The organism is Arcicella rosea, assembly GCF_040543805.1.
Lineage (GTDB): Bacteria > Bacteroidota > Bacteroidia > Cytophagales > Spirosomataceae > Arcicella > Arcicella rosea.
This window is the reverse complement of the sequence record NZ_JBEUMS010000015.1, coordinates 61,183-82,334: the sequence shown is the minus strand read 5'-3', so window position 1 is coordinate 82,334 and position 21,152 is coordinate 61,183. Positions and strand designations below refer to the sequence as shown.

Here is a 21,152-nt window from a genome sequence, read left to right as displayed (position 1 = left end):
ATCATTACTGGTTCAGGATTTTTTTTTGACTGAGTAATTTCCGTTTATGCCACTCTTTCGGATTATTTTCTAACATCCTGTTGATTAAGACATAAACCACAAGGCTACTGAAAGTACCAATTACCGAGCCTGCCAAAACATCTTCAGGAAAATGCTGAAATAAATAACATCTTGAATAACCAGCCAAACAAGCCAGCAATAGAAAGAGTAAAGACCATTTTTTGTTGTAAAGGAAGATTGTCAGCAAAGTGAAAATCGCAAAGGCTGTAGTGGTATGCCCTGATGGGAAACTCAAATGAATATTAATTTGTAAACCTTCTACAAAATGCCAGTTGACATGCTTATCTGCAAAAAAACTAAGCGGACGAAGTGTATCAAAACTCAGCTTTAATGATGATGAAAGTAATGAACTTAAAGCCAGCGATGCGGTTAACATTAAAGCTTTATCATAACTAATAAATAAGTAAACTAAAATAATAGCAACAAAAAACCAACCTTCTCCTAATTGTGTTGCCCCTTGAAAAAAGTAATCTGCCCACAAACTATTGCGTTGATTAATAAATACCATTTGCTCGAATTTGCTGTGCATTAATACCCAAATCAGCACCAAAAGCCAAACAATTGCATACAAGCTAAAGTAAAAAAGGTTGTTTTTAATAATTTGTTTCATAGAACAAAGGTCGCTAGCGAAAAGATATTTGCCAATAAGTACTTGTAATATTTTGTTCAATACTTGTCATTGTAAAAAATAGTCCCTAATTTTGCAGTCTTTTCGATGAAACCAAGTGAAAAAGAGCATATTAAATACATTTAAGATTGACATCTTCCGCCTTGAAAACAAGCATTATGTGCATGAATTTGAAGGAGGAGATGATTTCTTTGCGGCATTAGAGCAAGATTTAATCGAAAAAGGGCATTTCAAGGCAACTGTTACCTTAGATAAATCGGAAGTAATGATACAATTATTGTATCATATTGTAGGTTCTGTAGAACTAACTTGTGATCGTAGTTTAGATACTTTTGATTTTCCTGTAGATATTACTCAGAAAATGATATTAAAGTTTTCTGACCATACAGAAGAGATTTCAGATGAATTGATGCTTATTGATAGAAACACACAGTATATCAATGTAGCCCAAGATATTTATGAATTCATTGGCTTACAAATACCAATGAAAAAGCTTCATCCCCGTTTTCAAGTTGAAGAACAAACATTTTTATCAGATTTTGATGAAGATGATGATTCAGACGAAGACTTTGAAGATTTAGTTTGGGAAGATGATGACGAAGGTGAAATTGTTTATTCTACTTCAACCGCAGATTCAGAAGATGATGACGATGAAGAGCAGACAAACGAAGATGAACCAGAAATTGACCCACGTTGGGCAATTTTAAAGAAATTGAACAATAATTAATGATTTGCTTCCATACATGCAAATCACATTTTTAAATAAATAAAGAATCATAAAATAAAGAAATAAGCAAATGGCACATCCTAAACGCAGACACTCGACAACTCGTAGAGATAAAAGACGTTCACACGATTTTGGAACTCCAAAAACAATCACTACAGATCCAACAACTGGTGAAATTCACTTACGTCACCGTGCTCACGTATTTGAAGGAAACTTGTTTTACAAAGGTAAAATGGTTGTAGAAGGTTATGCAGTTCAAGCATAATTAGTTGATTTTGGTAATTGTCTATCACATAATGTGCTGAATATCAATATTCAAGCTAACATTTGATAAAAAACTATCAGTTTTCAAAACTATTTTCAAACAAAAACGCTGTTTCACACTTCATAAAATGTTATTTTTGTCATTCTGTTTATGAATAACAAAATAATAATTGAATGAAGATAGGGATTGATGCAATGGGTGGAGATTTCGCCCCAAAAGCTATCGTTGAAGGAATAGTATTGGCAGCTCAAGAATTACCAGCTGATGTAACCATCGTTTTGATTGGCCAGACAGCAGTAATTCAGCAGATTATTGATAACCAAAATTTTACGGGTTCTAACATTGAAATTGTGGAAGCTAATGAAACAATAGAAATGGGTGAACATCCTGTAAGAGCATTACAGTCTAAACCCAATTCCAGTATCGGAGTTGGGTTTAAACTTTTAAAGACAGGAGTAATTGATGTCTTTGCTTCTGCTGGCAACACAGGAGCAATGATGGTTGGCTCTTTATTTTCTATCAAAACGATAGAAGGTATCCAACGTCCTCCAATTGCTGGTTTTGCTCCTCAAATTGATGGTAGCCTTGCGGTGATTCTTGACATTGGTGCGAATGCCGATGTAAAACCTGAAATGTTAGCACAATTTGGTATTTTAGGTTCAATCTATGCAAAAGCTACAATGGGTATTGAATCTCCAAGAGTTGCTTTAATGAATATTGGAGAAGAACCAGAAAAAGGTTCAGTCATCGTTCAGCAAGCCTATAAATTACTCCAAGAAGAAAGAAAAATCAATTTCGTTGGGAACATCGAAGGAAAAGATTTCTTCAAAGCCAAAGCAGATGTTATTGTAACGGATGGCTTTACGGGTAATATTCTCTTGAAAATGGGAGAATCTTTGTACGGAATCTTGTCTGAAAGAGGCGTTAAAGACGACTTCATAGACCAAACAAATTATGAAGCCGTAGGAGGCAGTCCGATTATTGGCGTAAACGGAAACGTTGTTATCGCCCATGGTTCTTCGTCGGCACTTGCTACCAAAAACATGGTTCATCTATGCCACCGCATTGTTGAATCTAAGCTTACTGAAAAAATTAAAAAAGCGTTTGCTTAAAGTAATACAGAATGAGCGAATTTAAGGTTTTGAATAATCTATTTGCAAAAATCTAATTTCATGATTTGATTTTTCAAACATTTTGTCATTCGATCATTTCCCATATAACCATGACCAAAATCACTGCAGCAATTACCGGAGTACAAGGTTATGTACCCGAAGATATATTGACCAACGATGACCTTGCAAAATTTGTTGACACCACAGATGAATGGATAATGAGCCGAACGGGTATTAAAACCCGTCATATTCTACGTGGCGAAGGTAAAGGGACATCTGTCATGGCAATAGAAGCAGTTAAAGGTTTGTTAGCCAAAACAAATACTAAGCCAGAGGAAATTGATTTATTAATTTGTGCTACCATATCTCCAGACCATTTTTTCCCAGCAACTGCCAATATTATTTGTGAAGCAGTGGGTATTCCTCATGTTGGTTCTTACGACTTAGCTGCTGCTTGTTCAGGTTTTTTAAATGCACTTGTAACAGGAGCAATGTTTATTGAAGCTGGACGATACAAGAAAGTTGTTGTGGTAGGTGCTGATAAAATGTCTTCTATTGTTGATTATACAGACCGAACTACTTGTGTATTATTTGGCGATGGTGCAGGTGCTGTGCTGTTGGAAGCTAATACAGAAGGCTTAGGCGTTCAAGATTTTATTTTAAAATCAGATGGTTCTGGGGCTAATCATTTAATACAGAAAGCTGGAGGAAGTGCTTATCCACCAACCCACGAAACAATTGACCAGCGTCAACATTATATTCACCAAGAAGGACAGGCTGTTTTTAAATTTGCTGTAACTAGAATGGCTGACGTTTCTGCTGAAATAATGGAACGTAATAATTTAACAGGTGAAGATGTTGCTTTTCTTGTACCACATCAAGCCAATAAAAGAATTATTGACGCTACGGCAAACCGTATGGGTATTGGTCCCGACAAAGTAATGTTAACTATCCAAAAGTATGGCAATACCACTGCCGCAACTATTCCACTATGTTTATGGGAGTATGAATCACAGCTAAAAAAAGGGGACAACCTTGTTTTAGCAGCATTTGGTGGTGGGTTTACTTGGGGTAGTATCTATCTAAAATGGGCTTATTAAGCTAATTAGACCAACAATGTTACTCGCAAAATTTCTGATATTTATTTATTTTACTATTTATTAATAAAAGACTAATTTTGCGGATATTTTATTCTTAGTAAACAAAATTTATTTAAAAAATAATAGCGATATTGATTGAATGATTTCGTTTTTACGACATTTACTTTTCAGTATCAATAATAAAAATGGCAACTACTGCAGACATCAAAAACGGTTTAGTAATTAAATTCAATAATGATTTATTTTCAATTATTGAATTCTTGCACGTGAAACCAGGTAAAGGACCTGCTTTTGTAAGAACAAAATTAAAGTCATTGACTTCTGGAAAAGTTATTGATAATACTTTCAACTCAGGGGTAAATATTTTCCCTGTACGTGTTGAGCGTAGAGTATTCCAATATCTTTATGCTGAAGAATTTGGTTTTACTTTTATGGACAATATCACTTTCGAGCAAATCACGCTTAATAAAGAAATGGTTGAAGCAGCTGATTTGATGAAAGAAGGACAAGAAGTTGAAATCCTAATTAATGCTGAAACTGAATTGCCAATCTCTTGCGAGATGCCTCCATTTGTAGAATTAGTAGTAACTTATACTGAACCAGGTATTAAAGGTGATACAGCCAATTCTCCTAAAAAACCAGCTACAGTGGAAACCGGTGCAACGATTATCGTACCATTATTCATTCAAACAGACGAAAAAATTAAAGTTGATACTCGTACTTATGAGTACGCTGAAAGAGTAAAGTAATCCCTATAACAGTCCAAACATGGAAAATAAAGAAATTCAGAAGCTCCTTGATTTTATTGCACAATCAACGCTTGATGAAGTAAACATCGAAACGTCGGAGTTAAAATTATCTGTGAAACGTTATGGTGCAGCGCCAGTAATACAGCAAGTTGCGGCTCCACAAGTTGTGGCTGCGGCTCCTGCTCCAGCAGCAGCTCCTGCTGCGTCTTCGGCTGCTCCTGCGGCACCAGCTGCTCCAGCTGCCGCTCCTGTAGTTGCTGCTAATAGAGTAACTATCAAATCACCAATGATTGGAACGTTCTATCGTTCTGCTGGTCCTGATTCACCTTCTTTTGTTGAAATAGGAAAAGAAATCGCAAAAGGTAAAACCGTTTGTATCATTGAAGCGATGAAATTATTCAATGAAATTGAGTCTGAAATTTCAGGTAAAATTGTTGAAATATTGGTTGAAAATGCAACGCCAGTTGAATTTGACCAACCATTATTTGTTGTAGAACTGGCTTAATTTGAAAATTGAATAGGTTGAAAACATTTCTAAATGTTGATTTCAAGTTATAGATTCTCAAGTTTTCAAATGCTCAAATTGAATCATGTTTAAAAAAATATTAATTGCCAACCGAGGTGAGATTGCTCTTCGCATCATCAGGACTTGTAAAGAAATGGGCATCAAAACGGTGGCCGTTTATTCAACTGCCGATCGTGAAAGCCTTCATGTAAAATTTGCTGATGAAGCTGTTTGCATTGGTCCACCGCCAAGTCGTCAATCTTACTTAAATATTCCTGCCATCATTTCAGCGGCTGAAGTTACTGGTGCTGATGCGATTCATCCAGGATATGGTTTCTTATCTGAAAATGCTGAGTTTTCAAGAATTTGTGCTGAATATGGCATCAAATTTATTGGAGCTACCGCCGATCAAATCAATTCGATGGGTGATAAAGCAACAGCTAAAGAAACTATGAAAAAATCAGGCGTTCCAGTAATTCCTGGTTCTGATGGTTTGATTGATACTGTTGAAGAAGCAAAAAAACTAGCGAAAGACATTAAATATCCTGTTATCATCAAAGCAACTGCTGGTGGTGGTGGACGTGGTATGAGAATCATTCGTCAAGAAGAAGAATTTGATAAGTTATGGACAGATGCTAAAACTGAATCAGCAGCAGCATTTGGAAATGATGGTCTTTACATGGAAAAATATGTTGAAGAACCTCGCCATATTGAAATTCAAATTGTTGGAGACCAATTCGGTACAGTGTGTCACTTATCTGAACGTGATTGTTCTATTCAACGTCGTCACCAAAAATTATGTGAAGAAACTCCTTCACCAGCACTTACTCCAGAGTTAAGAGCTAGAATGGGTGAAGCCGCTATCAAAGGTGCTGCAGCTATCGGTTACGAAGGAGCTGGTACAATTGAGTTTTTGGTTGACAAAAACGGAGATTTCTACTTTATGGAAATGAATACTCGTATTCAAGTAGAACATCCAATTACTGAAGAAGTTACGGATTTTGACTTAATCAAGGAACAAATCAAAGTAGCGGCAGGTGAAGCTATTTCGGGACAAAATTATTTCCCTAAATTATTTGCTTTAGAATGTCGTATCAATGCTGAAGATCCTAAAAATGGTTTCCGTCCATCTCCAGGAAAAATTACCAACTTGCACCTTCCGGGCGGTCGTGGGGTAAGAATTGATAGTCATGTGTATTCTGGCTATACTATTCCACCAAACTACGACTCTATGATTGCGAAAGTAATCGTATCTGGACAAACTCGTGAAGAAGTATTACTTCGTATGAAGCGTGCTTTGCAAGAATTTGTTATCGAAGGAATTAAAACAACTATTCCATTCCACATTAAATTGATGGATGACGAACGTTTTAAATCTGGTAACTTTACCACTGCCTTTATGGATGGTTTCGACTTGAGTAATTTGTAAAATTATTCATTATTAATAAACAAAAAGATGGCTTCAATTGTAAACAATTGGAGTCATCTTTTTTTATGTACTTTATTTAACTATTAAATCACTCCATCTATCATAAAATAATTGCGTTTGTAAACACCAAATTGCATATTTGGAACGTTTTAACGATAAAATTAAACCACCTAAACGTATGAATCGAAAACTGTTTACCTTATTATCTTTAATCCTAATTACAACTTCTGCTTTTACCTTTACCGAAGATGGTAACGACTTCATTGAAAAATTAGTCGCAAAATTTGAAAAATACCATCACGAAAATCCACAAGAAAAAGTCTATTTACATCTCGACAAGCCTTACTATATGGCTGGTGAAACCATTTGGTTTAAAGGGTATTTATTTGATGCTACTTATCATAGGATTGATTCAGTAAGTAGAGTACTTTATGTTGATTTGATTGACGAATCGAAAGGGAAAATAATTATCCAGCGTACTTTGAAATGCGATGGTTCAACTTTTGGGGACATTGCACTTCCTGATTCTTTAGAAGAAGGGAGCTACCAAATCAGAGCTTATACCAGTTATATGCGAAACTTCTCTGAAGAATTCTTTTTCAGACAAGAAGTGAAAATTTGGCAAGGAACTACCCAAAATCGCCTTACAGAAAGTAATGCCAACAAATTATCAGAAGTAGCAGATTTTCAGTTTTTTCCAGAAGGAGGAAACTTAGTCATTGGAATTTCTTCAAGAGTAGGTTTTAAAGCCGTTAATATTGCAGGAAAAGGCGTTGAAAGCGAAGGTTTTGTATTAAGCAGTTCCAAAGACACCGTCACGGCATTTAGTTCAGAACATTTGGGAATGGGATATTTTAGCTTTATTCCTGAAAATTTAGATACTTATACCGCATATATCAAACAAAAAGACGGTACATTAAAGCCTTTTCCTTTGCCAAAAGTATATGAACAAGGTTATACAATGGCAATTGATAACCTTTCTAATAAAGAGAAAATCAAAGTTTTTATTTCAAATAGTACGCCAATTCCTGCTGAAAAAGCGAAGGAAGTAGTGATTGTTGCTCAACAAAAAGGACAAATTTGTTTTGTGGCAAAAGGTTCTGAAAAATTGAAATCGTTTGGAATTAGTATCCCAAAAGATAGAATTCCAGACGATGGAATTGTACAAATTACACTGTTCGATTCAAAAGGCGAACCAGTATGCGAACGCATCGCTTTTGTGAATAAGAATAAGCAGATAAATCTGAAAATCAGTTCGGACAAAGGAATCTATAAAAGTAGAGAAAAAGTAACGCTCAATATAGAAGCGACCGATAAGGAAGGGAAACCTGTTAAAGGAGATTTTTCGGTAGCTGTTACCGATGGTAATCAAGTAATTCCTAATGCTTTTCAAGAAAATTTATTGACTTACTTACTCTTGAGTTCAGACATTGCTGAGAAAAAATCTAATGAATATTATTCAAGTATTAGAGGCACAATTGAACAACCAGCTTATTATTTTGAATCAAATAATGAAAATGCAACACGCCATTTAGATATTTTGATGTTGACACAAGGCTGGAGAAGATTTGTTTGGAAAGACATTATCGAAGATAGAAAACCAAATTTTCAACATATTTTAGAAACTGGCTTAAATGTTACAGGAAAAGCTTTACGTCCGAATGGCAAACCTGCCAATAATGTAAGCCTTACTTTAATGCTTAAAAGTGAAAAAGGCTCACCACAAATTCTGATGAGTAATGCTGATTCTTTAGGAAATTATGGCTTTTATGGAATAGATTTTAACGATAGTACAGAAGTTTTTATTCAAGGAATGAAAGAAAAGGGAAGTAAAAATCTGCAAGTATCTATTGATGCTCAGAAAAATGCGCCTAAAGTACAAATCATTAAAACACCTTTTAATCCAATGGAGTTTGATGCTAGAGAGTTAGCTGATTTCCTGAAAAAAGCAAAAGAAGCTGTTGAGCTTGAAAAGAAATTAAAGCTCAATAAAGTTCAGATGCTTGATGAAGTAGTGGTAAAAGCTAAAAAAGAAACGCAGGATTCTCGTAAAATTTATGGTCGGGCTAGTAATACTTTAAAAGTTGATGATAGATTATGTGCTGGAGCTACCAATGTTTTACAAATGTTGCAAGGTAGAGTGCCTGGAGTACAAGTGTCGTCTGATGGAAGCGGTGGGTATAAAGTAGTAATCAGAGGAATCAGTTCTATTAGTTTAAGTAGTGATCCATTAGTTGTTTTAGACGGAATGCCTGCTTCTATAGATATTTTAACAGGAATTAATCCTTGTGATGTAGAACAAATAGATGTACTGAAAGGTGCTGATGCTACTATTTTTGGCTCAAGAGCATCGAATGGCGTAATTTCAGTACTTACTAAAAGAGGCGGACCAAACTATGATTACTCAAAAGACCCAGCGATTGGCGTATCGATACAAAAACGTTTGGGTTACAATGTTCCAAGAGAGTTTTATGCACCTAAATACGATGTAGAGAAGCCTGAACATGTTCGTCCAGATTTTCGTTCTACGCTTCATTGGGCACCTAATGTACAAACGGATTCTACTGGAAAAGCAACAGTAACTTATTGGAATACAGATGCAAAAGCTAATATCAATATTGTCGCAGAAGGTACTGCATATAATGGAGGAATCGGAATTGCTAAACATACTTACCAAGTAAAGTAATATATTTTTCACTTTTTGGATAGAAAAAGCTAGTCAACGTATTTGTTGATTAGCTTTTTTTATGATTCTCCTTTTCTGAAAGTTAGTCTTTCCCTACCTTTGCAAAAATTATTGATTATGCTCAGAATTATTATCCTGACAATTGGCTTGGGTTTGATATTTTATTTTTCCCCTCAAATAGGACTTTCCCAATATCTCCATGAGTATAAATGGATTATTTTGGCTTTCTTTTTTGCGGTTTCTTACCTTAATCATTTACTTGCCCAATTAGGTTTTGCTAACAATCGTGAAAACTTTGTTCAGTTCTATTTAGGAGGGATTGTAACCCGATTAATTCTTAGTCTGATTTTCGTAGGAGTAATTGCTTACATGGGTACAAAAGACATCTATATCTTTATTACCAATTTTTTTGTACTCTATTTATGTTACACAGGGTTTGAAATTTACGGATTGTATCGTAACTTGCGACACTTTTAGAGGAGTTTTCAATACTTTTATTTGTAAAGCGTTGATTATCACTCGAAACGATAAAGTTTTTATTACAAGCATATTCAAAAAACAACCATATACTTCCAAGAAGCCGTGATGAAGAAAGTGTATTTTTCAAATATTTTAGCTTTTTTATTTTTGTTCTCTTCGGTAACTTTTGCTCAGCACGAGCATGGTTCTGATACAACAGCTACGCCAGCAATCGAAACTAGCACAGAAGCCGTAGAAGGCAAGCATGAAGAAACTCATGGCGAAGCAAAATTTGAGCCGGGTAAACTTATCCTTGAACACATCGGTGATGAGCACGAATGGCACTTTGCTACGATTGGACATTCGCATGTTTCAATTTCTTTGCCTTGTATCGTTTACACTAAAGATGGATTAAAAGTATTCTCTTCAAGTAAGTTCAAAAACGAACACCATGAACCAGCTTCTTATGAAGGTTTAAAGTTAGAACATCACCATATTGTTGCTGAAGATGGTTCTACGGTTTATGATTTTTCAATCACAAAAAACGTAGCTTCATTATTACTTAGTGCAGTTCTTTTATTAACCATTTTCTTATCTGTAGCAAAAGGTTATAAAGAACGTGAAGGAAAAGCTCCAAAAGGATTACAGTCTTTATTAGAACCAATCATTATTTTTGTTCGTGATGAAATTGCAAAAAATAACATTGGCGAAAAACATTACAGACGTTTCACTCCTTATTTGTTAACATTGTTTTTCTTTATCTGGATTAATAACCTTTTAGGCTTATTACCGGGTGGCGCTAACTTAACAGGTAACATCGCAGTAACATTAGTATTAGCCGTAATTGCTTTCTTTGTAACTAACCTTAACGGTAAAAGCACTTATTGGGGACACATCTTTGCAATGCCGGGCGTACCGAAATGGTTATTGATTTTATTAACACCAGTAGAGGTTATCGGTTTATTTATGAAACCTTTCTCATTAATGGTTCGTCTTTTTGCTAACATTAGTGCAGGACACATCATCTTATTGAGCTTAATTTCATTAATCTTTATCTTTGAAAGTATCGCAATTAGCCCAATCATCGTTGGTTTCTCAATTTTCATGAACCTTATCGAATTATTGGTAGCTTTATTGCAAGCATATATCTTCACAATGTTGACATCAACTTATATTGGTTCAGCCGTTGAAGAGCATCATCATTAATATTTTATTCAAACGTTTTTCAAATTAATTTAACAAATAAACAATTACAATTATGTCACTTTTGTCAATCTTAGGAGAAGTTTCTTTAGGTTTAGGTCTTGCTGGTTTAGGTGCTGGTGTTGCAGCTATCGGTGCTGGTTTAGGTATTGGTCGTATCGGTGGTTCTGCAATGGAAGCTATCGCTCGTCAACCTGAAGCTTCTGGAAAAATCCAAGGTGCTATGTTGATCGTTGCAGCATTCGTTGAAGCCGTAGCTCTTTTCGCAGCGGTAATCTGTTTGTTGGTAACGTTGAAGTAATTCAAAACCAACTGATTCGATTTTATCTCCGAAAAAGCTAGTTTCTCGGTCGTCAAAACTGAATCAAAGCAAAATTTGAAAATCAGCAAATCAAGCATTAGGCTTTTGCTGATTTTCATCTCAAAAAACTCAAATGTAGCTAAATCACTTACAACAGTATTTAAGCCTACATTTTCAGAAAGCATTCATAGAAATTTTCACATACAAAATCACAGACAACGATGGATTTAATTACCCCTGGTCTTGGTCTAATAGTTTGGCAATTAGTAATTTTTGGTCTTTTGTTTTTCTTGTTATCAAAATTTGCTTGGAAACCAATCATGGCATCTTTACAAGAAAGAGAACAATCAATTGAAGATGCTCTTTCTTTAGCAGCAAAAACTCGCCAAGAAATGGCTGAATTGAAAGCTGGTAACGAGAAATTAATCGCTGAGGCACGTGCTGAACGTGACAGAGTGTTAAAAGAAGCAAAAGAAGCTAGCGAAGCAATGATTGCTCAAGCAAAAGCAGAAGCTCAAAAAGCTGGTGCTGAAGAAATTGAAAAAGCTCGTGCTGCATTCAACCAAGAAAAAGTATTAGCAGTAGCTACATTAAGAAAAGAAGCTGCTTCTTTATCTTTAGAAATTGCAGAGAAAGTATTACGTAATCAATTAGCTGACCGTGCTGCCCAAGAAGCGTTAGTAACGAGCTTATTGGCTGATGCTAAATTAAACTAATATCATTATTGATATTAAGATTTGAATAAAGAATGACGATACTTCGGTATCTAAATTCAACATCAAAAATCCAAAATCGAAATGTCCCAGCAAACCGTTGCGTTCAGATATGCCAAATCTTTACTTGGTTTGGCAATAGAAAAAGGCGTTGAAGCTCAGGTATATGAAGATATGAAACTCTTCAACCAAGTTTGCGACGAAAATCATCAGTTTTATTTACTGTTGAAAAACCCTATCGTTTCTCATTACCATAAATTGACGATTCTTAGACAAATCTTCAAAGGTAAAGTAGATGCTTCAACGATGTCTATTTTTGAAATCATTACTCAAAAAAATCGTGAAGCTGTATTGCCACTTATTGCTGAAGACTATTTAGTGCAATACGAATTGCATAAAGGTATTCAAAAAGCTTATGTTACTACAGCTACTCCTTTGACTGCTTCTCAAAAAGCTGAATTTCAGCAAATTGTTGCAGGAAATACAGGCAAAACTGTAGAAGTAATTGAGAAAATTGATACTGATTTAATCGGTGGATATATCCTTCAAGTTAACGATCGTCAGATTGATACTTCTGTAAAGGCAAGACTTAATGAATTGAAAATGAAATTTAATAACTAAGTTTCATTGAAAATTATCTAATAAAACCCGTTAGAATCAATCATTCTTACGGGTTTTTGTGTTTAAGTTCAGTTAGTTTTAAGGATATATCGGATAAATTTAAATCATTATGATATGAATATTTTAGACGAACTCAACCAAGTATCTATTCTTCAAGTGGCAGAAGATTTGGGATTGGATGTGAAACGGCAACGAATGATTTGTCCATTTCATGAAGACGATACTCCTTCGCTTGTACTTTATCCACATACCAATAGCTTTTATTGCTTTGGCTGTGCTAAAACTGGTAATGCTATCAGTCTGTATTCAGAAATTAAAAAAATGGATATAAAATCTACCATTCAAGAAATGGCAGTAGAATATATTCCAGGTTTTCAACAATCTAAAAAATTTGCTAAGAAAAAACTGCCAACAAGTAATTTATTTGATGTTGCCGCCATCAGACGAGTGCAAGAGAAAGAAAAGCCTACTGAAGAAATTCACTCGCAGATTTATGAAGCCTTTCGGAATTTTTGTTTGCAACAACAATCCAACGAATTATCACAATCTGCGCTTGCTTATTTAAAGCAACGGGGTTTTACAGATAAAACTATTAAAGCGTTTAACCTGTTTGTCATAAAAGATTATACCGAAGTAACATGGTATTTAAAACAGCATTTTTCTACTTTAGATTTACAGGAATCTGGCTTATACAATCAGCGTAATAACCTTATTTTTTATTCACATTCATTAATTATTCCGTATTATCGAGAAGGTAGAATTGTGTATTTACAAGGGCGTGTTATTGGAAAACCCAGCGAAGGTACAAATCGTTATTGCTTTTTGAATAATCAACCGCTGACACTTTTTAACGTTGATGCTTTGAAGAAAACCAAAACAGACGAAACCGTTTACGTAACGGAAGGAGCTTTTGACTGTATGCGTTTGGCACAAGAAGGGAAAACAGCCGTAAGTTTAGGAACGGCCAATATTTTTAAAAGAGAATGGGCAAAACTCTTTAAAAGAGTAAATGTAGTTTTTTATTTAGATAACGATAAAGCTGGACACAAAGCAGCGGAAGAATTAGAAAAAATATTCACTCATTTCAATATATCAAGTACTCGGAAAAATCTTCCAGACAACTACAAGGATGTGAATGATTATTATACAGAGAAGTTAGGAAGTAACGAGCAGTTGGGAATGTTTTGAAAAGGCTTTTTCTTCTCTTTTACTTCACCATAAAAGAGAGAATCTATTAAAATAAATTAATTTTTTATTCGGTAAATCAGGATAAAAAACTCGAAATAATAAGAGAGATTTGAGTGTATTTTTAATGATAAAATCCTTAAATGGTTGAAATTTAGGGCTTTTTCGAATTGAACTTTACAGCTAAAAATTTCTCTAATCCAGTCGGAATTACTAAATTCGGAAACTCAATGAAATTATTAGGTTAGCCATTGACTAGTGCTTGCCAAAATTTAACTTATTTATGGAAGAGACATCGCAAAGCAGTGGTTTTTGGAAGGTATTAACTGGTTTTTTAGCTATTATAGTTGCAATTCTTGCCTATTTGTTATTTGATGCTAATAGTTTTAAGAAATCTCAAGAAGATGTTATTCGTCAAAAAGTTCAAGCTTTATCTTCAACAAGTATTCGTTTAGACTCAATTGGGATTCAATTAGATGCTAAAATTGCTCAAATAAAGTCATTAGGAGGAAAAGTTGAGGATTTGGAAGCTACAAAAAAGCAATTGGAAAACGATAGAATGCTTTTGAGAAGGGCTAATACATTTTCAGTGGCTCAGTATGAGGAGAGAATCAAAGAATATGTAAGTATTTTAGTTAAAAAAGATACAGAAATTGCCAAATTCAAGAAAGAGAACACAAAATTACTTGAAAAGAACAAAAGTCTTGTCTCTGAAAATGTGTCGTTAAGCAGTGAGAACATTCTGCTTAAAATGGTAAAACAAGGATTGAGTGATTCTCTTGAAGTTTATGCAAAAAGAAACCAAGCACTCACAGCAACAGTAAATTTAGCATCTTCTTTACAAGCACAATTAGTGAAAGTAAATGCTATTTCAAGGAGAAATAAAGAACGAAGTAATGGCGTTTATAGAGTATCAAAAATTGAGAAGATTAAAATTGCTTTTCAATTACAGCCAAATTTGATTGCTAAACAAAATGTAAAATCGGTTTTTGTAAGAGTATTAGACCCAGACGGTGCAGTAATGTTCGATACAAATGCAGGCTCTGGAAATTTTGAATTAGCAGGAAAAGAAACTACTTATACTGTTAAAAAAGATATTCTGTATCAAAATAATGGTCAAGCTGTTGAAATGATTTATGCAAGAGGCGGAGCGACAAAATATAGAATTGGTCATTATACAGTAGAAATATTTTGCGAAGGATATAAAATTGGTTCGGGTAGTTTCGATGTTAAATAATCAGATAAAAACTTAATAAAACAACATAGCCCTTTCTTTTGAAAGGGTTTTTTTATGGAAAAATCATTCAAAACATACGATTTTAAGAGTAATGAAACCATTGCCTCCATCGGTGCATCTGGAGGAGTTTGGGAAATTTACTTTGCTTCACAAGTGGATGGATTGACTTTTTATCTTCAAGATATTGATGAAGAATTGTGTAATGATGAAGAAATTAAGGAAGGTATTTTATTTTATGAAAAATTCTTAAACAAATCAATTCAAGGGAAATTTATTCCTGTTATTGGTTCTGAAACACAAACCAATCTACCTGAAAGTACTTTTGATAAAGTATTGATTATTAATAGTTTTCATGAGTTTTTGTTTCCTAGTGAAATCTTGGATGATTGTAAATCAATACTGAAAAAAGGAGGGATGCTTTTTATCGAAGAACAATTAGCTCAATACGAAGGCGAAATTCATGAAGGATGTTTAAAACCACTTTACTTAGAAAATGAATTGATAGCTTTTGTGGAAAACTGTGGTTTTGTTCTTCAAAGAATTGTTGATAAGGGAAATGCGGTGAAGATTTTTTGTTTTATATAAGTGACTATTTCCCTCAGTATCTTGTGGATAAAACTAAAAAAACTAAATTTACGTTAAATGTTATAAAAATCGTAAAACTATGTATTCAGCATTAGTGATAGCAAGCAAATTTGTGAATAGGGCTATTGATAATGGCAAACCTGTAACGCAAATGAAGTTACAGAAAATGCTTTATATAGCGCATGGTTTGCATTTAGTGTATTCGGGAAAGCCATTAATCAATGAAAATATTGAAGCTTGGAAATACGGGCCAGTTATTCCTCAAGTTTATAATTATTATAAAAACTGGGGTAACCAACCGATTGTAGAACCAACTTTAATTGGCGCTTTATCTAATCAAGCAATTGTTTTAAAATTAGATGTACTTTGTGATTCAGCCGAACAAGCGATTGATTTAACATGGAATATTACTAAAGATGTAGATGCGGTACAATTATCAAATTGGACACATATTGAAAATTCACCTTGGTTTAAAGTATTTAAAAACGAAGGCATTGAAAATTTCAGTAATGCCAAAATTGAGAATGACCTAATTGCAGATTATTTTAAAGAAACCTTTGATATAAAAGTTGACGCACATGACACCTTTGCAACAGCTTGAAGAAAAAGCGAAATTAGCTTTTGGACGAGTTGAAACTAAACCTGATCAATACACTTTATCTAATTTAGATGATTTAGCTAAAGCCACACAAATTCAAGGAAAACAACAGGATATTTCTGAGAGAAAGAAGTTTGCTAAGTGGATATTTTTTATGGTAGTAGGTTGGCTAATCTCAATTGTTGCTATTATTGTTTTTGTAGGCTTGAAACTTTTACTGCTATCTGATTCCATCATTTTAGGATTAATTGGTTCAACTACCATCAATGTTACAGCATTTTTCTTAGCAGTTACTAAATATCTTTTTCCTAGTAAACCAGAAGATTGATAAAAAATCATGATAAAAAAAGGCGATTCCGTTTAACAGAATCGCCTTTTTACATTTAATCTAAAGCTTATTTCTTACTCAAAGAGCTAATCCAAGTAGCGATTTTCTTCACATCACCTTTTGGTAAATGTGCCATCGGTGGCATTGGAGTAGCGAATTCTGGCCAGTTAGAAGGCTTTGGTTCATAAATCAAGGCTTCAATTTGAGCCACTGTATATTTACGTTTAGCAATTTCTTGATACGAAGGACCAACTGCACGTTCGTTTACTTTGTGGCAAGCCAAACAAGTACTTTTGCTTAATAATTTCATCGCCTCAGCATCTGAAATTACACTTGATGTCATTTTAGCTTTTGCTTTTTCACCAGCAGCTGTTGGCATCGCTTCTTTCATTTGATTATCTGGTGTATTTACTTTTGCACCAGCATCAATGCGTTCACGTTGAGCACGAGTTTTTGGCGTTACTAAAGTGATATTTGCTTTCGCTCCTTGTGGAATACTGTTTAAAGTATAATATGCCGAACCGTGCAATACATTCAAACGAGAATTTGCCGAAAGTACGCCTTCTGGTTTAATGTCATGAATATAACCTTCACGCAAATTATCAACAACGATACGAACTTTTAAACCGTCTTCGCTTGCTTTTGCACCTCTTACAGCATTATCTTTTCTATCTACAATTGGGCTACCATATACTGGATGATACTTGTATGTATAGCTAGAAACATCATAATTGTTTACATCTTCAGCCGTCTTTTTATCAACTGGCAAGGTAAATTCAATTTCAAAACCGTCGGGCATTGCTCTAACGGCTTTCATTTCGAAAGGCATTTTTCCAGAAAATACTAGTCTTTCTAAACCGAAAGCTTCTTTCCCTGTAGAACCCCAACCACGGTTTGTTCCACCTACAAACATTGCTTTGTCTGTTCCCCAAGCCATTCTTAATACGCCTGAACGGAAGCCACTTCTAAAATCAAAAGAAGCACCTTGGAATTTACCATTTACTTTTTCTAAGAATACTCTGGCAATTTTAGACATCCCTTCGTCTCCAACGAAAATTTGACCTGCGAAAGGACCAAAGCCACCTTGTGTTTCATCTTGAATGATTTCTGAAGTAGAAACGCCCAATACTCCATGAGGCAACCATACTGCTGGTGATTTAATTCCCATGTTTGGATACGTATTTTTGCCCATTTCGTAAATTGTAGTCATCGGCTCATTTTTTACGTATTCAGGTTTTACTCTTGGATTATCTCTTGGATCAACCTTTGAATAAATCATGTCCGCACGCATTTTCACAGGAGAATCTGGACGGTCAGCCCAAGCCAATGAAGCTGGATGACCCAAGAAATCACCTTTTTCTACTTGTGAAATAAAACCAGAACCCATCCAGTCACCTTGGTTATCTCCGTAGAAGAATTCTCCGTCAATCATACCGATTCCGCAAGGAGAACGCATCCCCGCAGCGAATGGAGTCATTTTACCATCTTCGGTAATTTTCATTGTCCAACCTCTCCACGGCACAAATGATTTTCCAGCCCACCAGTCAGAATTTCCAAAACCTACGTTTCCTGTTACATAAAATGAACCATCTGGACCAATTTTAGGACCAAAAGAGTACTCATGGTAATGTCCAGAAATTGGCCAAGAATAAACTGTTTCATAGCGGTCAGCTTTGCCGTCGCCATTTTTATCAACCAATTTGGTTAATTCACCTCTTTGCGCACAATACAGATTACCGTTTTTGTAAGCAAGTCCTAAAATTTCGTGCAGACCGCTCGCAAATTTGCGAAATACTGGTGCGCTAGAATTTGGGTTTTCGATGATATAAACATCTCCACGACGAGTAGAAGCTGCCAAATCACCATTTGGTAATGTAACTAAACCACCAACTTCTAAAACGATTCCTTCTGGAATTGGAAGTTTGGCAATTTTATAATAATCATTTTCAGTAGGAGCATCCTGTGCGAAAGCTCCAGTAGTCATTGCCAATGCCAAACCGATTTTGGTAATTGAATGGCTAAATGACTGGCTTATATTTTTGATATTCATTTGATTTTTCAGATTTAAAACCTCATTGTTTTGAGGGATTTTTACCACATTACAGAATATTGTACTTTGTCTTTTACTGGAACAAGTAAGATGGTGTTGTCTCCAGATTTTTCAATTGTAGCAGCACTTGAAACTTTGATGAAATAGCTTTTCCCATCTACTTCATACAAATCGTCAGTCAACTTTGTAATGCTTTTTCCAACTGCCAAACGACAAAGTAAAGCTGTATTTGCTTCTGGATTTTTAAGCGTTAAAGTACGAGAAAGGTATTTTCCGTCGATAACTCTCACTTGGTCTTCTACTTCTGTACCATAAATCTGATAACGGAAAGTTGGTAAATTATCAGCATCAACATCGTAACCTAAAGTACGAAAGTTAGCATTGCTTGCTACTGCATCGGTCAATGAAGTTTTAGTTTCTCCTGAAACAATCAAAGGAACATCACCAAGATTCAAAATTGGACCTCTTGGACGAGAAGAACCATCGCCACGGTCATCCCACATAGGTGAAGTATTCAAGAATTCTCCTTTCCAAATCTGAGCGATTGAACCATTATCTAAATCATAAGTATAATGTAATTTGGCAGGATTACCCACATTGATGGCATGAACGATGCGTTTTTGCTTTTTACCATCTTTGTAAATATCCGAGAACGAACGAAGTAAAGTAGATTCTGGTGCATCCAATAAAATTGGGTCTGAAGGAGTACCCGCTAATACTGAACCTAAAGAATGGAAAGGAACGGCTCTGAAATTAGGTCCTTGAACTTCCATACCAAGAATTGGAGAAACCCAACCATCAGTTTTATAAATCGTGATTTCAACAGGAATATTGCCTGCTGGTAAATCCATTGATGCAGTACGTTTGTCACGTGAAGTTGTCCATTCGTCTGCAAGTAATTCTTTACCATTTACGTTCACATAATATTTACCACCCGCTTGGAAAGTAAAAGTATGTTTGCCTGCTTCAGGTACTTTTAAAGTAGCATTGAAGATTTGAGCGAAATCGTTAGTTTTAGTACCAACTTCCCAAGTAAGTTTATCTAATTTACCTGTAGCGTCAGGTTTTTTGCTCAAGAAATCTTTAGGTTCTCTGAAATTACCATAAAACACTTTGTAAGAAATGTCTGATAGTTCAGCAGGTTTTCCACCTAAATTTGAAAGCTTAAAATTGCGGAAAGCCACTGCGCCGTGGTCACCCTGAATCATGAATGGACCAGTTGGTGCTTCTGTTTCAGAAATTGGACCGCCCGTTGGACCCGTCAATTCAACATTTTCTTGAATGGTATATCCATTCAATTTAATAGAAAGTACTTTAGCATTAGCGATTTTTTTGCCAGAAGCATCGAAACGTGGTGCTTGGAATGAAATATCCATGTGTTGCCAAAGACCAGGAGCAAGGCAAGCATTTAATCTTGGAGCATGTCCTTCAAAAAGAATTTCTTTACCATTTTCATAACGACGACGTTTGTAAATACCGCCACAGTCGCCCGTTGCAGGATTTTTTACGCCCCAGCTATCTAATAGCTGAACTTCGTATCTTCCCATCAAGTAAAAACCTGAGTTAGAATGCACCGCCATCATAAAATCGAAAGATACATCTACGTCTGCAAATTCTGCAACTGACTGTAAATTAGCACGATTTTGAGGATTTGGTAAATTGGCAAGGACACCTTTTCCTGTTGCCAAAGTCATTGTTTCAGGTTTAGTGATGTCTGCAGTTACGTCACTAGCGATTTGCCAGTTTGTCTTGTCAGATGTTTTCCAAAAAGACATATCGTCTAAGGAAACACTTTGCTGGGCATTTGCAAGCATTGGTAAACACAATGCAGAAACAAGCCAAGCTTTCTTCATAATTTGTAAATTGGACATTTTTATTTGGATAATATTTTTTAAAAACGAGCTTAAATATAGCACTCAAAAACTATACTATTATCCTTTATTGAAGAGATTTTCCATATACTTGTACTCATTGTATCCCATTTGTGTACCTTTGTTTCAACGATATTAATTGAATTTTTCATGGAAAATAAACCATTTATAGCCCCAAATGCTTCGGTAATGGGACAAGTAAGCTTTGGTAAAGATGTGTCTGTTTGGTACGGAGCTGTTATCAGAGCTGATGTAGAGAAAATTAGCATTGGCGACCGTAGCAATATCCAAGATACTGCTGTTTTGCATGCTGACCCTAGTGACCCAACGATTATTGGAAACGATGTAACGGTAGGGCATGGGGCAATTGTTCACGGTGCTACAATTGGGGATTCTTCACTGATTGGTATGCGGGCGACTGTTTTGAATAAAGCCCAAATTGGGAAGTATTGTATCATTGGCGCAAATGCTTTAGTACCTGAAGGAATGCAAATTCCAGATTATTCTTTGGTGGTGGGTATTCCTGCTAAGATCATCCGACAAATTTCACCAGAACAAGCTGAAAAACTTACGTTGAGTGCCTTACATTATGTAGAAATGGCGAAAAGACATCAAGCTGGAGAGTTTCCTTTGGTTTAGCATTATCAGAAAACTCTCTTTTATTCATTAGGGCTGGACTTAAGCCCAGCCCTAATGATTAAAGATAGGTTGAAATATCTCATTGCATCATTAGCAATCTC

The 21,152-nt window shown here is 35.2% G+C and carries 22 protein-coding genes; 19 read left to right on the top strand and 3 right to left on the bottom strand.

The features are described from left to right. Nucleotides 1–4: 4 nt before the first annotated feature. Nucleotides 5–670 (bottom strand): phosphatase PAP2 family protein, encoded by a 666-nt coding sequence (locus ABID42_RS18315; RefSeq protein ID WP_367284909.1) that lies wholly within the window; start codon nt 668–670, stop codon nt 5–7. 115 nt (nt 671–785) lie between these two features. Here ABID42_RS18315 and ABID42_RS18310 point away from each other — a divergent pair, with 115 nt between their 5' ends. The 18 genes from ABID42_RS18310 to ABID42_RS18225 all read left to right on the top strand — a co-directional run bounded on the left by ABID42_RS18310 (nt 786) and on the right by ABID42_RS18225 (nt 16,491). Then, complete coding sequence (locus ABID42_RS18310) at nt 786–1,415, top strand: YceD family protein (protein WP_367284908.1); 630 nt, start codon at nt 786–788, stop codon at nt 1,413–1,415. Between the two features lie 70 nt (nt 1,416–1,485). Beyond that, nucleotides 1,486–1,680, top strand: a complete 195-nt coding sequence (gene rpmF / locus ABID42_RS18305; RefSeq protein WP_184129002.1) for a 50S ribosomal protein L32 — start codon at nt 1,486–1,488, stop codon at nt 1,678–1,680. Nucleotides 1,681–1,853: 173 nt separating this feature from the next. Beyond that, the gene (gene plsX, locus ABID42_RS18300) at nt 1,854–2,792 is read left to right on the top strand and encodes a phosphate acyltransferase PlsX (protein WP_323325557.1); all 939 of its coding nucleotides are present in this window, start codon (nt 1,854–1,856) and stop codon (nt 2,790–2,792) included. 110 nt (nt 2,793–2,902) lie between these two features. Beyond that, entirely contained in the window at nt 2,903–3,892 is a 990-nt protein-coding gene (locus tag ABID42_RS18295) for a beta-ketoacyl-ACP synthase III (RefSeq protein WP_323256452.1), read from the top strand. Nucleotides 3,893–4,077: 185 nt separating this feature from the next. Next, nucleotides 4,078–4,641 (top strand): elongation factor P, encoded by a 564-nt coding sequence (efp, locus tag ABID42_RS18290; RefSeq protein WP_323256450.1) that lies wholly within the window; start codon nt 4,078–4,080, stop codon nt 4,639–4,641. Between the two features lie 19 nt (nt 4,642–4,660). Then, the gene (gene accB / locus ABID42_RS18285; RefSeq protein ID WP_367284907.1) at nt 4,661–5,146 is read left to right on the top strand and encodes an acetyl-CoA carboxylase biotin carboxyl carrier protein; all 486 of its coding nucleotides are present in this window, start codon (nt 4,661–4,663) and stop codon (nt 5,144–5,146) included. An 85-nt stretch (nt 5,147–5,231) separates the two neighbouring features. Then, nucleotides 5,232–6,575: an acetyl-CoA carboxylase biotin carboxylase subunit gene (gene accC, locus ABID42_RS18280; protein WP_323256446.1), complete on the top strand. Its 1,344-nt coding sequence runs from the start codon at nt 5,232–5,234 to the stop codon at nt 6,573–6,575. 178 nt (nt 6,576–6,753) lie between these two features. Further along, nucleotides 6,754–9,261: a TonB-dependent receptor plug domain-containing protein gene (locus tag ABID42_RS18275; protein ID WP_367284906.1), complete on the top strand. Its 2,508-nt coding sequence runs from the start codon at nt 6,754–6,756 to the stop codon at nt 9,259–9,261. 117 nt (nt 9,262–9,378) lie between these two features. Then, nucleotides 9,379–9,738, top strand: coding sequence for a hypothetical protein (locus tag ABID42_RS18270; RefSeq protein ID WP_184129016.1), 360 nt, complete (start codon nt 9,379–9,381; stop codon nt 9,736–9,738). A 108-nt stretch (nt 9,739–9,846) separates the two neighbouring features. After that, entirely contained in the window at nt 9,847–10,926 is a 1,080-nt protein-coding gene (gene atpB / locus ABID42_RS18265) for a F0F1 ATP synthase subunit A (RefSeq protein ID WP_367284905.1), read from the top strand. A 52-nt stretch (nt 10,927–10,978) separates the two neighbouring features. Further along, entirely contained in the window at nt 10,979–11,224 is a 246-nt protein-coding gene (atpE, locus tag ABID42_RS18260; RefSeq protein WP_184129022.1) for an ATP synthase F0 subunit C, read from the top strand. 221 nt (nt 11,225–11,445) lie between these two features. After that, entirely contained in the window at nt 11,446–11,940 is a 495-nt protein-coding gene (atpF, locus tag ABID42_RS18255; protein ID WP_367284904.1) for a F0F1 ATP synthase subunit B, read from the top strand. An 81-nt stretch (nt 11,941–12,021) separates the two neighbouring features. Continuing rightward, nucleotides 12,022–12,558: an ATP synthase F1 subunit delta gene (gene atpH / locus ABID42_RS18250; RefSeq protein WP_367284903.1), complete on the top strand. Its 537-nt coding sequence runs from the start codon at nt 12,022–12,024 to the stop codon at nt 12,556–12,558. Between the two features lie 114 nt (nt 12,559–12,672). Then, complete coding sequence (locus tag ABID42_RS18245; RefSeq protein WP_367284902.1) at nt 12,673–13,746, top strand: CHC2 zinc finger domain-containing protein; 1,074 nt, start codon at nt 12,673–12,675, stop codon at nt 13,744–13,746. Nucleotides 13,747–14,026: 280 nt separating this feature from the next. Continuing rightward, nucleotides 14,027–14,980 carry a DUF8428 domain-containing protein gene (locus ABID42_RS18240; protein ID WP_367284901.1) on the top strand — a complete coding sequence of 318 codons (954 nt, stop codon included), beginning with the start codon at nt 14,027–14,029 and terminating at the stop codon, nt 14,978–14,980. A gap of 54 nt (nt 14,981–15,034) precedes the next feature. Beyond that, nucleotides 15,035–15,565, top strand: coding sequence for a methyltransferase domain-containing protein (locus tag ABID42_RS18235; RefSeq protein WP_367284900.1), 531 nt, complete (start codon nt 15,035–15,037; stop codon nt 15,563–15,565). Between the two features lie 79 nt (nt 15,566–15,644). Then, complete coding sequence (locus ABID42_RS18230) at nt 15,645–16,166, top strand: Panacea domain-containing protein (RefSeq protein ID WP_323256429.1); 522 nt, start codon at nt 15,645–15,647, stop codon at nt 16,164–16,166. Continuing rightward, on the top strand, nt 16,144–16,491 hold the full coding sequence (locus ABID42_RS18225) for a hypothetical protein (protein ID WP_323256427.1): 348 nt from the start codon (nt 16,144–16,146) through the stop codon (nt 16,489–16,491). The genes ABID42_RS18230 and ABID42_RS18225 overlap by 23 nt, the downstream gene beginning before the upstream one ends. Nucleotides 16,492–16,558: 67 nt before the next feature. Here the strand turns inward: ABID42_RS18225 and ABID42_RS18220 are convergent, their stop codons facing one another. Beyond that, nucleotides 16,559–18,541 carry a c-type cytochrome gene (locus ABID42_RS18220; RefSeq protein ID WP_367284899.1) on the bottom strand — a complete coding sequence of 661 codons (1,983 nt, stop codon included), beginning with the start codon at nt 18,539–18,541 and terminating at the stop codon, nt 16,559–16,561. 41 nt (nt 18,542–18,582) lie between these two features. Then, nucleotides 18,583–20,412, bottom strand: coding sequence for a 3-keto-alpha-glucoside-1,2-lyase-like domain-containing protein (locus ABID42_RS18215; RefSeq protein ID WP_367284898.1), 1,830 nt, complete (start codon nt 20,410–20,412; stop codon nt 18,583–18,585). 150 nt (nt 20,413–20,562) lie between these two features. Between ABID42_RS18215 and ABID42_RS18210 the strand changes: the two genes are divergently transcribed. Further along, nucleotides 20,563–21,051, top strand: coding sequence for a gamma carbonic anhydrase family protein (locus tag ABID42_RS18210; protein ID WP_367284897.1), 489 nt, complete (start codon nt 20,563–20,565; stop codon nt 21,049–21,051). Nucleotides 21,052–21,152 lie beyond the last annotated feature (101 nt).